The 13,842-nt window shown below is 64.4% G+C and carries 13 protein-coding genes; 8 read left to right on the forward strand and 5 right to left on the reverse strand.

Annotated elements, in window-relative coordinates; genetic code table 11:
* Positions 1-124: 124 nt before the first annotated feature.
* Positions 125-1,054, reverse strand: a complete 930-nt coding sequence (locus AAFX91_RS15255) for a cupin domain-containing protein (RefSeq protein ID WP_394567005.1) — start codon at positions 1,052-1,054, stop codon at positions 125-127.
* Positions 1,055-1,223: 169 nt separating this feature from the next.
* Here AAFX91_RS15255 and AAFX91_RS15260 point away from each other — a divergent pair, with 169 nt between their 5' ends.
* The 6 genes from AAFX91_RS15260 to AAFX91_RS15285 all read left to right on the forward strand — a co-directional run bounded on the left by AAFX91_RS15260 (position 1,224) and on the right by AAFX91_RS15285 (position 7,536).
* Positions 1,224-2,195 carry an MBL fold metallo-hydrolase gene (locus AAFX91_RS15260; protein ID WP_394567006.1) on the forward strand — a complete coding sequence of 324 codons (972 nt, stop codon included), beginning with the start codon at positions 1,224-1,226 and terminating at the stop codon, positions 2,193-2,195.
* Between the two features lie 88 nt (positions 2,196-2,283).
* Positions 2,284-2,661, forward strand: a complete 378-nt coding sequence (locus tag AAFX91_RS15265; protein ID WP_394567007.1) for a DsrE family protein — start codon at positions 2,284-2,286, stop codon at positions 2,659-2,661.
* A gap of 484 nt (positions 2,662-3,145) precedes the next feature.
* Positions 3,146-3,661, forward strand: coding sequence for a (2Fe-2S)-binding protein (locus AAFX91_RS15270; RefSeq protein ID WP_130581709.1), 516 nt, complete (start codon positions 3,146-3,148; stop codon positions 3,659-3,661).
* On the forward strand, positions 3,658-4,674 hold the full coding sequence (locus tag AAFX91_RS15275) for a xanthine dehydrogenase family protein subunit M (RefSeq protein WP_130581708.1): 1,017 nt from the start codon (positions 3,658-3,660) through the stop codon (positions 4,672-4,674). Before AAFX91_RS15270 ends, AAFX91_RS15275 begins: the two co-directional genes overlap by 4 nt.
* Entirely contained in the window at positions 4,671-6,911 is a 2,241-nt protein-coding gene (locus tag AAFX91_RS15280; RefSeq protein ID WP_394567008.1) for a xanthine dehydrogenase family protein molybdopterin-binding subunit, read from the forward strand. The genes AAFX91_RS15275 and AAFX91_RS15280 overlap by 4 nt, the downstream gene beginning before the upstream one ends.
* A 232-nt stretch (positions 6,912-7,143) precedes the next feature.
* Positions 7,144-7,536: a hypothetical protein gene (locus AAFX91_RS15285; protein WP_130581707.1), complete on the forward strand. Its 393-nt coding sequence runs from the start codon at positions 7,144-7,146 to the stop codon at positions 7,534-7,536.
* A 16-nt stretch (positions 7,537-7,552) separates the two neighbouring features.
* On the opposite strand, the gene AAFX91_RS15290 is transcribed toward AAFX91_RS15285, so the two are convergent.
* Both AAFX91_RS15290 and AAFX91_RS15295 read right to left on the reverse strand, forming a co-directional pair.
* Positions 7,553-8,053, reverse strand: coding sequence for a hypothetical protein (locus AAFX91_RS15290; protein WP_130581706.1), 501 nt, complete (start codon positions 8,051-8,053; stop codon positions 7,553-7,555).
* A gap of 117 nt (positions 8,054-8,170) precedes the next feature.
* Complete coding sequence (locus tag AAFX91_RS15295) at positions 8,171-8,782, reverse strand: hypothetical protein (protein WP_245476608.1); 612 nt, start codon at positions 8,780-8,782, stop codon at positions 8,171-8,173.
* A 258-nt stretch (positions 8,783-9,040) separates the two neighbouring features.
* Between AAFX91_RS15295 and AAFX91_RS15300 the strand changes: the two genes are divergently transcribed.
* Complete coding sequence (locus AAFX91_RS15300; RefSeq protein ID WP_130581704.1) at positions 9,041-9,427, forward strand: VOC family protein; 387 nt, start codon at positions 9,041-9,043, stop codon at positions 9,425-9,427.
* A gap of 20 nt (positions 9,428-9,447) precedes the next feature.
* Here AAFX91_RS15300 and AAFX91_RS15305 read toward each other — a convergent pair whose 3' ends face one another.
* Positions 9,448-9,786: a hypothetical protein gene (locus AAFX91_RS15305; RefSeq protein ID WP_130581703.1), complete on the reverse strand. Its 339-nt coding sequence runs from the start codon at positions 9,784-9,786 to the stop codon at positions 9,448-9,450.
* 361 nt (positions 9,787-10,147) lie between these two features.
* On the opposite strand from AAFX91_RS15305, the gene AAFX91_RS15310 reads away from it, so the two are divergent.
* A complete protein-coding gene (locus tag AAFX91_RS15310) occupies positions 10,148-10,498 on the forward strand; it encodes a GrlR family regulatory protein (protein ID WP_028164051.1) in 351 nt (116 codons plus the stop codon).
* 142 nt (positions 10,499-10,640) lie between these two features.
* On the opposite strand, the gene AAFX91_RS15315 is transcribed toward AAFX91_RS15310, so the two are convergent.
* Positions 10,641-13,322 carry a PAS domain S-box protein gene (locus tag AAFX91_RS15315; RefSeq protein ID WP_130581702.1) on the reverse strand — a complete coding sequence of 894 codons (2,682 nt, stop codon included), beginning with the start codon at positions 13,320-13,322 and terminating at the stop codon, positions 10,641-10,643.
* Between the last annotated feature and the right edge of the window lie 520 nt (positions 13,323-13,842).

Here is a 13,842-nt window from a genome sequence, read left to right on the forward strand (position 1 = left end):
CGATACCGCTAAGGTTGCTTTCGCCGGGGCCAATTTCATTCCGAACAGATTTATTAACCGGCAAGGGCCGCTGAGAAATCAGCGGCCCTTTCGTTTCAGCGCCCCGGCGACAGGAATGCAGCGTTCAACCGGATTTGCCGAGCCGCAGTTTACTGGGCCTGACGCCATAGCGCCGGAGCAAGGCTCTGCTTAGCGCCCCCTCCGACTGGTAGCCGACATCGGCGGCAATCACGCAGATGGGGTCGTTCGTGGTCATGAGCCGCTGTCGCGCGAAGCCGAGACGCAGCTCGGTCAGGAAGGCGAGCGGCGCCAGTCCGGCCAGCTTGCGGAATGACCTGACGAGCGTTGCCCGGGATGCCGCGGACGCCTTCGCCAGGAGGTCGAGGGTCCAGTCGCGGGCGGGCTCGCGCAGCATCGCAAGCACCGCATGCGACGTCGAGCGATGGGTCAGAAGGGCGAGAAGACCGCTAGCCGGCGGCACCTCCTTGAGACGTTCGCGCAGCATCATCACGAAGAGTGCCGTTGCCAGATTGGTCGCGATGATCGTACTGCCGGTCTCGTTCGAATCCAATTCGTCGCTGATGCAGATCGCGAGCGTGTGTAATCGCTCGGCCAGCGGAAGCCTGGTCGAGCGCAGCACGACAAAGTTCGGAAGCGCGGCGATAAGGGCTTGCTCGGACGCAGCTTCACCCCGCAATACGCCGCAAACGAGCTCGGTGTCGTAGGCGACGCCCGGGGTCGACTTCGTGCGAATGGCATTGCGGAATTCGGTCACGATCCTGCGGATGGCGCCATCGGTCGAAACCGAGCGGACCACATGGGCGTCGCCGTGCGGGAGCAGCAATGTATCGCCGGCGCCAAGCTTCACCGGACCGTGACCGTTTATCTCGAACACGCAATGGCCGCGGGTCACGATGTGAAACTGCGCCCCGCCGGACGCCTCGTGCGGCGAGACCCAGGTGCCGCCGAACCTGCAGAAATCCTGTAAATCGGGTTTGACGCGCAAAAATGGCGCCAGGCTGCTTAACGGATCATCGCTTTCGTTTCTTGTCATGGTCGCTTGCATCGCTGCCAGATGTTGATCCGGGCGGCCATGCGAATGCGCCGCGCGGACATCCAATATTCCACCGGCTTCTGCTTAAGTTCTTCCCAGACCGCACGAAACAACGCTGCCCGCTTCTGGGGCCAAGCCGTCCGAGATTTCCCGAGACCGGAGAGCATTCATGTCCACCCTGCCCCAACACATGATGTCGCGGCGCGGCTTCTGCCTGTGCTGCGTGGCCGCGACCACGGTTGCGGCGACGAGCGGCTGGCTCAGTCCGCGCGAGGCCTATGCAGCCTCCCGCAACATCGTCGACTTGATCCGGGATTCCGCCGCCAAGACCCCCATCACCGTCCATAAATTGCGCGGCAACGTCAGCATCTTCGAAGGGTCCGGCGGCAATATCGCGGTCCTCACGGGACAAGACGGCAAGGTCTTCATCGACGCCGGGATCACGGCGTCGCGTCCGCGCATTCTCGAGGCGGCGAGCCGGCTCGGCAACGAGCCGATCCGGCAGTTGATCAACACACATTGGCACTTCGATCACGCCGACGGCAACGAGTGGCTGAACGCCGAGGGCGCGGCCATCCTCGCGCATGAGAATACGCACAAGCATCTGCTCTCGGCGCAGCGGGTCGAGGACTGGGATTTCAACTTCCCCACCTCGCCTCTTGCGGCCGTTCCGACCGAGGTCTTCGCCTCGGAGAAGATGCTCAAGTTCAACGGTCAGACGCTGGCGCTGAAGCACTACGGCCCCGCCCACACCGACAGCGATATCTCGGTGACGTTCTCCGAAGCCGACATCCTTCATACCGGGGACACCTTCTGGAACGGGATCTATCCGTTCATCGACTACTCGACCGGCGGAAACATCAAGGGATCGATCGCGGCCGCCGAAGCCAATCTTGCCGCCACGACCGACAAGACCATCGTGATCCCCGGCCATGGCCGTCCCGTCAGCAACAGAGCGGAGCTCAAGGCCTATCACGACATGCTCGTCGCCATTCACGACAACGTCGCCAAGCTCAAGCAGCAGGGGCGCACGCTGGAGGAGACGATCGCCGCGAAGCCAACGGCCGCCTTCGACGAGAAGTGGGGCCAGTTCGTCATAACTCCCGACTTCTTCACCAAGCTGGTCTACGAGGGCGCGTGAGCGCGCGGCTGTCGCAGGAGTATTGAGAATGTCTGCCCTGGACGAGGCGCTGCATATCGACATCCCCGTCAAGCTGTCGCGGCTGTAGGTGGTCTTCAGCATCGGCGCCCTGGGGTTCGAGGGCGATCTGCCGGCGTCCATCTTTCATCTTCAGCTCATCACGAACGATGCCGCCGACTGGAACGCGGAGAGCGACGTGGTTGCGGTCTTTCATACCAACGCGGGCCACGTGACGTTGCACGATGCGGCCTACAACGCCGACCGGAACATCTCGACCGGCAACCCCCACAAGGATCTGCTGGAAGATCTCATGAAACGCGGCGTCCGCGTGGAACTGTGTGGCGCGACTGCAAAGGCCCACCACTGGGGAAACACCGACCTGCTCCCCGGAATCCCGGTCAACACCGATGCCATGGCGCGCACGGTGCAGCTCGTCCAGGAGGGTTTCATCAAGATCACGGAGTGATGCCCGATACTCCCCGCAACGCGCGGCGGAACGATGGCTGCTCTTGCTGATTGTATCGGATAATCATTCCGTCGAGGTCGCCGATCGTGATTTATGCACTCAGCATCATCCTGATTCTCATGGCGGCAGCCGCCAGCGCCGGCGTCCTGATTGTTGCCGGGCTTGATGCTGACATGGGGTCGCACAGAAGCAACGATTGACCAGCGTTGTCTCAATGTGAACCAGGACACTCCCGAATAGGCCGTCACGACAAAGAGCGGCGACTTCACGGAATAGATTCATAGCAAGCGCAAGGCCGCGAATTTGCAGCGAGATGTCCCTGCGGCATCGTGGCAAGTGCACTCATGAAATCCGACGTGCAATTTGGAAAGAACCGGAACAGCCGCTTCGACATGCTGCCGCTCGCTTTGGAACCAATCTAAACGACCGGTATTCTCCGCTGTAATGGCGGATGGCAGCCACCTGCAAGACGGAGTCGCTGACGATGCAAGATGGAGCCGCACAATCGGGCGCCAAGCCTCAACCGCTGCCGGAAAAGGTGTCGGTGACATTGACTGTCAACGGGACAGAGAGGCGCTTTTCGGTCCTGCCCTGGGTTTCGCTTCTGGATGCGCTCAGGGATCATCTCGATCTCACCGGTACCAAGAAGGGATGCGACCACGGCCAATGCGGCGCCTGCACCGTGCTGGTCGACGGTCGCCGCATCAATTCGTGCCTGACGCTTGCAGTGATGCGGGACGGCGCGCACGTCACCACCATCGAGGGACTGGCCGCCAATGGCGCGCTGGACCCGCTGCAGCAGGCCTTTATCGACCATGACGCCTTCCAGTGCGGCTATTGCACACCCGGGCAGATCTGCTCCGGCGTCGGCCTGATCGCCGAGGGACGGGCCAAGAGTGCTGACGAGATCAGGGAATTCATGAGCGGCAACATCTGCCGCTGCGGCGCCTATCCCAACATCGTCGCCGCGATCCAGCAGGCGATGGGAACCAAGCCATGATCCCGTTCCAGTATACAAGAGCGAATAATATCGCCGACGCGGTGCGGCTGATCGCCGCCACTAGCGGCGCAAAGTTCATCGCCGGCGGCACCAACCTGCTCGATCTCATGAAGGACAATGTCGAGCGGCCGACGACGCTGATCGACATCTCCCGCCTGCCGCTGACCTCGGTCGAAGAGACCGCCTCGGGAGGCTTGCGGATCGGCGCGCTGGTGCCGAACTCCGACCTTGCCTGGCATCCGCTAATCGAAAAGCGCTATCCGCTGCTGGCAAGCGCGATTCTTGCCGGCGCTTCGCAGCAATTGCGCAACATGGCTTCCACCGGCGGCAACCTGGTGCAGCGGACGCGTTGCGCCTATTTTTATGACACCGCGACGCCCTGCAACAAGCGAGAGCCGGGGTCGGGCTGTTCGGCCATCAGTGGCGTCAACCGCGGCCACGCGATTCTCGGCGCAAGTACGTCGTGCATTGCGACGCATCCGTCCGACATGTGCGTGGCACTTGTCGCACTCGATGCCACCGTGCACGTGACGGGCCCGAACGGCGCGCGCGCCATTCCGTTCGCGGACTTCCATCGCCTGGCCGGCGACACCCCGCATATCGACACCAATCTCGGGCCGGACGAGATCATCACCTCGATCGAGGTGCCGGCAAAGGGCTTTGCGTCAAACCACTCCTACCTGAAGATCCGCGACCGGATGTCCTACGCGTTTGCGCTGATCTCGGTCGCGGCCGCGCTCGAGCTCAAGGACGGCATGATCCAGGAGGCGCGGCTCGCGCTCGGCGGTGTCGCCCACAAGCCGTGGCGCAATCCGGCGGCCGAGGCAGCGCTGCGCGGGCGGCCCGCTGACGAAGCGAGCTTTGCCGGCGCGGCTGACCTGCTGCTTCGCGACGCCAGGCCGCAGGCACATAACGGCTTCAAGCTCGATCTCGCCCGGCGGGCGATCATCCGCACGCTGTCGCAGGCCGCGCACGGCACGCCGCAATCGCAATCGAACAAGACGATCCAATGAGCATGCTCAACAATACCGCGAAAACCTATACCGGCACCGCCACCTCGCGCGTCGATGGCCGCGCCAAGGTCACCGGCGCCGCCAAATATGCCGGCGATTTCAACGCAGGCGGTCTCGCCTATGGCGCGGTCGTCGAGGCGACCATCGCCAGGGGCCGGATCGCGCAAATCGATATCAGCGCGGCGCGGCGCGTGCCGGGTGTGATCGATGTCATCACCCACGAGAACAGGCCGAAGGTCGCCGACAGCGATGAGGCCTGGAGGGACGACGTCGCCCCGGAGGAAGGTTCGCCGTTCCGCCCGCTCTATGACGACGCGATCAAGTTCAACCAGCAGCCGATTGCGCTGGTCGTGGCGGAAGAATGGGAGATCGCGCGCTATGCGGCCTCGTTCGTCCGCGTCGACTATGAGAAGCAGCCATTCGTCACCGACGTCTATCGCAAGCGCGATGATGCCATCGTCGTCGAGAAGCCCGACAGGCCGCGTGGCGATGCCGCAAAGGCATTCGCGGCGGCCGAGGTGCGGCACGAGGCCGATTATTTCATCCCGACCGAGCATCACAACCCGATGGAATTGTTTGCGACCACCGCAATGTGGGAAGCCGGCGGCCCGCTGACGGTCTACGATAAGACCCAAGGCGTGCGGAACGTGCAGCAGTATCTCTGCAGCGTGTTCGAGAAGAAGCCGGAAGAGATCCGCGTGCTCTCGCCCTATGTCGGCGGTGCCTTCGGCGCCGGCTTGCGGCCGCAATATCAGGTGGTGCTGGCGGTGATGGCCGCGCTGAAGCTTCAGCGCTCAATGCGACTCGTGCTCACGCGCCAGCAGATGTACGGGCTCGGCTATCGTCCGGCCACCATCGAGCGGCTTGCGCTTGGCGCGCGGCGCGACGGCACGCTCGATACGATCACGCATGAAGCTGTCGGCGTGACCTCGCAGTTCGAGGAATTCTCGCGCAACGACACCGGCTGGTCGGCCCTGCTCTACGCCTCGCCGAATGCCCGATATGAACACCGCGTGGCACCGCTGGATGTGCCGACCTCCTGCGACATGCGTGCGCCGGGCGCTGCGACCGGCGTCTACGCGCTGGAGAGCGCGATGGACGAGCTCGCGGTCGCGCTGAAGATGGATCCGGTGGAGTTGCGGCTGCGCTGCTATTCGGACCGCGACCAGAACGAGGACCTGCCCTACACCAGCAAGCGCCTGCGCGAATGCTATCGCGAGGGTGCCGCGGCATTTGGCTGGGACAAGCGCAAGGTGGAGCCGCGCTCGATGCGCGACGGCAAGAGCCTCGTGGGCTGGGGCATGGCCTCCAGCGTCTGGGAGGCGCTGCAGATGCCGACCGCGGTGCGGATCGTGATGACCGCCAACGGCCACGCCGAGGTCTCCTGCGCGGCTTCAGATATCGGCACCGGCACCTATACGATCATGGCTCAGGTCGCGGCCGACAGCCTCGGGATTCCGATCGAGAACGTCACGGTCCACCTTGCCGATTCCACGCTGCCGAGAGCGCCGGTCGAGGACGGGTCATGGATGGCGGCCTCCGCCTGCCACGCCGTGATCGCGACCGCGGGCGAGGTTCGCAAGGAGCTGTTGCGGCTGGCAAAGCTGATGAAGGGCTCGCCGCTCGCCGACGCGGTCGAGGAAGACGTCACCCTTTCCGACGGCAAGCTCGTCGGCCGGAGGCAGACCGAGCGCGGGGTGTCGATCTCCGACATCATGCGGCATGGCGCGCTGGAGCGGATCGAGAAGGAAAAGACCAACGAGTTCGCCGAGGACAAGGCGCACGCCAGGAACACGCATTCCGCCGTGTTCGCGGAGGTCAAGGTCGACGAGGAACTCGGCGTCATCAGGGTCACCCGCGTCGTCAGCGCGGTCGCCGCTGGCCGCGTGCTGAACCCGAAGACGGGGCGCAGCCAGGTGATGGGCGCCGTCGTCGGCGGCATCGGCATGGCGCTGCATGAGGAGACGATCTACGACCACGGCCTGGGCCGGATCATGAACGCCAATATCGCCGAGTATCATGTGCCGGTTAACGCCGATATCCACGACATCGAGGTGATCTTCGTCGACGAGCCGGATGCCTTGATCAATCCGCTCGGGATCAAAGGGCTCGGCGAGATCGGCATCGTCGGGGTCGCCGCGGCGGTCGCCAATGCCGTCTACCACGCGACCGGCGTGCGGGTGCGCGACCTGCCGATCACCCTCGACAAGGTGCTGGCGGGCCGGCAGGCGGCTTAGGCCGCCACTTTGGGCCCGCTGGCGGTCCGGACGGGCCGCCCGGGAGGCGCCGTCCCGCTGGACAGGAACCGGAAAATCCGTAAAGAAAACACGGCCTGTCAGAGCGGCGTTGCGACCGCTTGGACGGGCGCGCAAGCGCGAGTAAACAACGTTAGGTTTTGGGGCGATTCCAGCGGTCCGGTTCGATCTCTTCGGGCGCCCTCTCCGGTCACGCCATTTCGGACAATTCGATATGAGAAAGCTCATCCTCGCGCTGGCGCTTCTGTGTCCGGCCGCCGCGCTCGCCCAAGGGACAGCTCAAGGCACGACCCCGCCAGCGGACCCCGCCAATCAGCCCATGGTCGGCGACAAGCCGCTGATGCAGGTCGGCACGAAGAAGTCTCCGGCAAAGAAGGGCGAGAAGGCCAAGCAGCCATCGGTCGCGCAGAAGCTCCAGGCATGCCAGGAGATCGATGACGGCACCAAGGAGCGGCTCAATTGCTATGACGAGGTCTTCGCGCCGCAACCCAAGCCGAAGCCCGCCGCGGCCAAGGCGGTCGGCGAGTGCCGGTTCGTGAAGGAAGAGGACGAGCGGCTGACCTGCTACAACGGCTTTGCCGACAAGATTCCGAAGCTGCCGCAGTAATCCGGCTGCAATCCGGTTACCAGGTGCCCCAAGTCGGCCCACCGCCGAAGAAGCCGAAACGCGACTGCTGCGCCACCCGCATCGGCCGCTGGCCCATGAACATCGGCTGCTGGCCCATATACATCGGCTGACCCGCGTACATCGGCTGGTAGGCCCGCGCCCTGGCGACCTTATGCCTCTTCGGCGCCTGCGGCTCATGCTTCTTGGCGTCGGCCGGAACGTACTGGGCGAAGGTCTCGCGGGCCTGGGCAACCGACGACCCGGCACCCGGCGCCGGCGGAAGCGGTGCGGCAGCCATCTGGGTGGCGGGGGCCGGCGGCACGATGGTCGGGAGGCTGGTGTCGAAAACCACCCGTTCCGGCAGCTTCTGGGCGGACTGGATGCGGACGGTCGACTTGTCGATGCCGGGCGCGCTATGGCTTGTCGTGGCAGCGTCCTGCGGGACCAGGGCGTCAACTGCATATAACAGCGCGAACAACGCCCCGCCGACGTACAGGAAATAACGCGTCACCAACATCGAAACTGCTCCCCCGCGCGATGACGCGGTCTATTCGCCTAATAGCGATATAGGGAGTTAGTTCCTGGTCACACGCTACGGGTTCAACCGAAGCGTTCACTTTTTCGGGACGCTGTGTCAGGCGCGGCTGGCCGTGACCAGGGAACACTTTGCCTTATTTGCATTGATGTTCACGAACCCGACCAGCATGCCGGCGTAGGTCTTGCGGCTCTTCATGTTGATGGTGTCGCTGATCACGCGCCGGCGGTCGGTGAGATGCGTGCCGTCGGCGCGGGCAAAGGCGCAGGCGATCTCGATATCCTTGACCGGATAGCGGTTGGCGTTGCGCAGCGTTAGCCAGACCAGCGCTTTCGAGCCGAGGCCGCCGCGGCGCCAGAACTGGCGGGAGATCGTCAGCCCGTCGATCGGCGCCCGCTCGACCGTGAAGGGTTCGTTGGTGCTGGCGGCCGGCACCTCATCGTCCACTGCGTTCTCAGCCGGCGCGGTCGCCTGCTCGACCGGCGCGGCCTGCTCGACCGGGGCAGCCGCCTCCTCGGTGGGCGCAGTCGTCTTCTCGAGCCAGGCGACATCCTGCTGAGAAGTCGGGGGCGCCGCCACGGCGACCGCTTTGTTATTCGCGTCGCTGGGATCGGGGAGCATCAGCCATCCAGCAAATCCGGCGATGGCGAGAACGGCGAGCAGAATCAGCTTGGCGCCAAAGCCGCGAAACGACCACCTGCCGATGCCCATGGCCATGTCCTCACTCGCGTGACAGCGCTTCCTGGCTGCACGCAAAACCGCTCCGGCGCATCACCGCACGGCTTGAGAGCGACGCACCGCTGTACGGAGACCACCGCTAGTCGATTAACCGTCCACTGACGCTACAGTTCCAAGTCTCCCCGGCAAAAATGCGGCGCAGCGCCTGCGACAGGATGGCCTTGTGGATTCCGAGCCGATAGATTGCCGCAGCAACGGATCTCACGTGCGTCGAGAAAGATGGGAGATGAAATGCCGATAGAGGTTACCTGGGACCATATCCACCTGCGCACCCCCGACCCCGAAGCGACCGCGGCGTGGCTTCGAGACGTGCTGGGTGGCGAGATCATCCGCAATCCCGGCCGCATCGACGTGCAGCTCGGCGGCGCCAAGGTGTTCATCGCGCCGGTGACACCAGGCGATGGCGTCAACGCGCCGCCGGTGACGCCCTATCAGGGCCTCGACCATTTCGGACTGGCGGTGAAAGACATCGACGCTGTCGCTGCCGAGATCAAGGCGAAGGGCGTCGCGTTCACGAAGGAGCCGACCACGATCCGCCCCGGCGTGCGCATCTGTTTCATCCGCGGCCCGCAGGGCATCTCGATCGAGCTCCTGGAGCGCGACAAGAAATATGCCTGACCGTGCGACGTGCGCGTCGGTTACGTCATGCTGCCCGGCATGAAGCAACGGATCTGCAGCCCGAGATAACCGCGGATCGGCCACACCATGGTGCGGCCGTAGCGGTTCGGCTCGGTGATCACGGCATCATCGGGCACGTCGATCCATTCGCCGTCGATGCGCACGCGATAATGTCCGTCCTTGGATTCCCAATCGACGTCGCTCACCGCAGTGCCGTCAGCATCGGAGCAGCACGGCCCCTTCCCGCTCCTCAAACTGTCGAACCATTGCTTGAGCGGCGAATTGGCGTAACGGCCGTCGGGATCGCGCGCATGCCCGAGACTTACGGCCGTCACCGACAACAACGCGACAAGACTCAATGTGAGTGGGACTCTGAGGCGGACCGCTCGACGATGGTCCGTAATTTCACGGATGGAACCTGTCAGCTCTGCGCGTAGGCGCGCGAAAATGCGGCCGGAATCGATCCAGTTCGTCACCTGTCTCTCGCTCCTGCACCCGCCGGCCGGTGCCAACAAATGTTATGCATTTCGCGGGCCAACTTGATTCGCCAAGCGCCGTCAGCCACAACGTCGTCATCGAGACGTCGCGCTCCAATGGAATCATTTCGGTTTCGCACGGCATTGAGCGGCGCATGCTCAACCTGACGCGTTGCGCCGCGCATGCTGCTTTGGCATAAATTCCGAACCGGCCTTGGGCGAAGGTGGCCGGCCGCGGGGCGCTATGAGAAACGGCCTGTATTCCATTCACGTCACGCTGCTCGACGGACGCGTCGGCAAGGGCAGCGGGGTGATTGTGTTTCGCGACGGCCAGATTGTCGGCGGCGATGCGTATCTCTATTACACCGGCACCTACACCGTGAAAGGCAACACCTTCAAAGGCGAAGTGCTGGTGCAGCGACACACCACGCCGCGCGACAGCGACAACCCGCTATTCGGCGGACCTGCGCCGGTCGGCATCGGCGTCACCGGAACATTCACCGCCACGCAGGCGACCATGAGTGGAACCGCGCTCGTCGGCAAAGCGAGCCAGATCTTCGGCGCCACGCTGCGCAAGCTCGTGGATATCGATTAGCGCATCACGTCGTCTGATTGCGTAGATCGTAGCCCGGGTGAAGCGGAACGCGTAACCCGGGACGGCTGCATCCGCGTGTACGAGCGGCCCCGGGTTGCGCTGCGTTCCACCCGGGCTACGGCGCCGTTCGTGTGGAGAGAGCTTACTCCGCGGCCTGCTCCACGGGGGCGACGCGCGGCAGGATGATCTGGATGCGGGTGCCGCCGCCGGGCTCGGAGTCGAGATCGAGACGGCCCCCTAAGCGCGTGGTGACGATGCTGTAGACGATGTGAAGCCCGAGGCCGGTGCCGCCCTGGTCGCGGCGCGTCGTGAAGAACGGATCGAAGGCGCGGCGGCGCACGTCGAGCGACATGCCGCAGCCATTGTCGGAGAAGATGACCTCGACATTGTCCCTGCCGGAAGCGCGAACCTGGATGTCGACGATACCCGGCTTGCCGTCGGGAAAGGCGTGCGCGACCGAATTGAGGAAGAGATTGGTGAGCACCTGGCCGTAAGGGCCGGGATAGGAATTCATGATCAGGTTCGGCTGGCAATCGACGTTGAGCGTCAGATTGTGCTTGCGCAGGCCCGGCCTCAGACTCATCACCACCTGCTCGGTGAGATCGCCGAGATCGAAGTTGCGCTGATCGGAATAGTTGCGGTCGGCGGCGACCTGCTTGAACGACTGAATCAGCTCGGCGGCGCGGTTGAGGTTGGCGACGAGCTGCGAGGACGCATCGCTCGTCGTGGCAAGGAAATCGTTCAGGCTCGAACGCCGAAGCTCGCCGCGCTCGACCTGCGCGGCAAAGGTCGCCGCCTTGCGCTCGAGCGCTGAGGCGACCGTGAGGCTGATGCCGACGGGATTGTTGACCTCATGCGCGACGCCCGCGACCAGCCGTCCGAGGGCCGCGAGCTTTTCCGCCTCGATCAGCGAGTTCTGCGTCTCGCGCAAATTGCGTAGCGCCGCCTCCGCGGCGTCGCGCGCTTTCCGCATCTCGTGCTCGCTGCGCTTGCGCTCGCCGATGTCGAGCGCCACCGTGACGATGTTCTCGATCTCGCCATTGATGTCGAGGATCGGCAATTTGTTGACCAGCCATTGCCGCATGTTGCCGGCGACGTCCTTGTACTCCTCCTCGTAGAAGCCGAGCTCCGTTCGCCCCGACAACACCCGTTTGTCGTTCTCATCGGTCTTTGCAGCACCATAGCGCGCCATCAGCTCGCCGGTGGTATGGCCGAGTGCCTCGTGCGGCTCGATGCCGAAAATGCCGGCCATGTAGCGGTTCATCAGGACGTAGCGCAGATTGCGGTCCTTGACGTTGATCACCGCCGGAACGGTGTCGATCACCATCTGCAGCAAACGCCGGCCTTCGGCGATCGCGTCTTCGGCTCGCTTCTGGTCGGTGATGTCGCGCACCGTGCCTTCGTAGCGGATCACCTCGCCTTTCTCGTCGCGCACCGCGCTCGCGCTGTCGGACAGCCATAGCACCGTGCCGCTGCGGGACCGGACTTGATATTCGTAGTCGCGCACCATGCCGTCGCGGTCCATCAGCCGCTGGTATTGGGTGCGCGCGGCCGGATCGACATAGACATTGGACGCAACGTCGTCGATGCCGTTGATCAGGTCCTGCGGCGTGGCGTAGCCCATCATCCACGCCAGCGCCGGATTGGCGTTGAGCAGCGCGCCGCCCGGCGTCGTCACATAAATTCCGTCGATGGAAGATTCGAACAGCTTGCGATAGCTCTCTTCTGCGAGCCGCTGCTCGGCGAGCGCGCGCACCGCTGCTTCGCGCGCGGTATCCGCATCGACCAGCGTCTTCCGGAATACCTCGGCGGCGCGGGCGATCTCGCCGATCTCGTTGTCGACGTCGGTCGCCGGGATCGACGCACTCTTCTCGCCGGCTGCGACCGCGCGGATCGACTTGGTGATCGAGGCGAGCGGCCGCACGGTGCGGCGGACCACGAGCAGCGCGGCGAAGATCCCGATCAGCACGCCGGCCGAGCCGAGCACGATGCTCTGCCATTTCGCCTCGGTGAGCGTGCGCGCGAAATCCCGCGACAGGACGTGACCGCGGCGCGAACTGAGCTCACGCAACAGCTCGGTCACGCGCTGGATCAGCCGTCCCTCGGTGCCCAGCACCTCGCGGTCGATATCGGCGATCTGGCGTTCCCGGATCGATATTGCGACGACCGCGTCGGCGTAATCGTTCACGGCCGTGCGCAGCGCCGGGTCGGCGATGGTCATCGACCGCATGCTCTGTGCCGCCTGCTCGGCCGCGGACGGGTTGTGGGCGAGCAGCGCGGTGGCGATGCGGCCCTGGGTCTGCAACAGGGTGGAGGCAGTGGCGGGATCGGAGCTTTCGGCCACCGCCTTTTCGAAGGCGTCGCGCAATGGCGGCAGGCCGATGATCAACTCGGCGCGGCGGTTGATCAGCGCCGAGATGCGCTCGATGCCGCCGCGGTAGGTGGCGAGGCGCTCGGTCACGCCGTCGATCATGTCCTGCTGCTCGGGGGCAAGCTCGATCCTGGTCTTCTTCAGCGCCTCGCCCAGGGCGCTGGCAGCCTCGCCGACCTGGATCGTCTGCGTGCCGGGATCGGTGACGAAGTCGCGCGCCGCAAGCCGGAGCTCGTTCATCCGGCGGTCGATATCCTCGGCCAGGTCGCCGACGCTCTGCAGCCGCTGCAGCTCCCCGAAGGTGGCGTCGATGTGACGGATCGCGATCACGCTGGCGGTCGAGGTGATGATGATGACTGCCAGCACCAGCAGGAAGCTGCCGAAGGTAAGCTGACCGATCGACAGCGCGAACGGTCGCTTCTGGGGCGGATTCGGCGGCAGTTCGGAGGTCATGCTAAGGGGGGCCAGGCTGAAATCGCCCCCAATATACGACGTAATTCGGCCCCGTGGGAACGGGGGCCGAGCCCCAAAGCGGGCTTTACGCCCCTCCAGCGCCTCGCGGGGGCCACCGATAGGCGCGTTGAGGAAGCTGGCCAACAGGATACCGCTCTTGAATGGCACGGCCTGGAGGCGCGGACGCCGCGTGCCGCGGAGACGGGCCAGCCGCGAAATCGAACAGCAGCGACTCCATCGGCGCGCGACACAACCTAACGTTGCTCATCGGCGCAGACCACGCGCAAATCAAACAAAGGCAACAAGACGAAACGATCGTTTGGCAGGCGGCAACTTGCATCCGACCATTGCGCCTGCTAGTCGTGCAATCTTTGATAGCGTATTGCCTCATCTGAGGATGTTACTTTCGCTTGACGGACGTAGCGCCGACTGTCGGCCGGTCTGAGGTTGCGTCATTGCTCGCAGGATCGGAGGGACTGGGGACGTCGCGGAGTGCCCATCACACGTAGCGGCGGCCCCA

It is taken from the genome of Bradyrhizobium sp. 31Argb, assembly GCF_043638955.1.
Classification (GTDB): Bacteria; Pseudomonadota; Alphaproteobacteria; order Rhizobiales; family Xanthobacteraceae; genus Bradyrhizobium.

Excerpts from the sequence above, each read along its gene's own strand:
- AAFX91_RS15255 (WP_394567005.1), bottom strand. The coding sequence starts at position 1,054 with ATGACAAGAAACGAAAGCGATGATCCGTTAAGCAGCCTGGCGCCATTT.
- AAFX91_RS15260 (WP_394567006.1), top strand. The coding sequence starts at position 1,224 with ATGTCCACCCTGCCCCAACACATGATGTCGCGGCGCGGCTTCTGCCTG.
- AAFX91_RS15270 (WP_130581709.1), top strand. The coding sequence starts at position 3,146 with ATGCAAGATGGAGCCGCACAATCGGGCGCCAAGCCTCAACCGCTGCCG.
- AAFX91_RS15275 (WP_130581708.1), top strand. The coding sequence starts at position 3,658 with ATGATCCCGTTCCAGTATACAAGAGCGAATAATATCGCCGACGCGGTG.
- AAFX91_RS15280 (WP_394567008.1), top strand. The coding sequence starts at position 4,671 with ATGAGCATGCTCAACAATACCGCGAAAACCTATACCGGCACCGCCACC.
- AAFX91_RS15285 (WP_130581707.1), top strand. The coding sequence starts at position 7,144 with ATGAGAAAGCTCATCCTCGCGCTGGCGCTTCTGTGTCCGGCCGCCGCG.
- AAFX91_RS15290 (WP_130581706.1), bottom strand. The coding sequence starts at position 8,053 with ATGTTGGTGACGCGTTATTTCCTGTACGTCGGCGGGGCGTTGTTCGCG.
- AAFX91_RS15295 (WP_245476608.1), bottom strand. The coding sequence starts at position 8,782 with ATGGGCATCGGCAGGTGGTCGTTTCGCGGCTTTGGCGCCAAGCTGATT.
- AAFX91_RS15300 (WP_130581704.1), top strand. The coding sequence starts at position 9,041 with ATGCCGATAGAGGTTACCTGGGACCATATCCACCTGCGCACCCCCGAC.
- AAFX91_RS15310 (WP_028164051.1), top strand. The coding sequence starts at position 10,148 with ATGAGAAACGGCCTGTATTCCATTCACGTCACGCTGCTCGACGGACGC.
- AAFX91_RS15315 (WP_130581702.1), bottom strand. The coding sequence starts at position 13,322 with ATGACCTCCGAACTGCCGCCGAATCCGCCCCAGAAGCGACCGTTCGCG.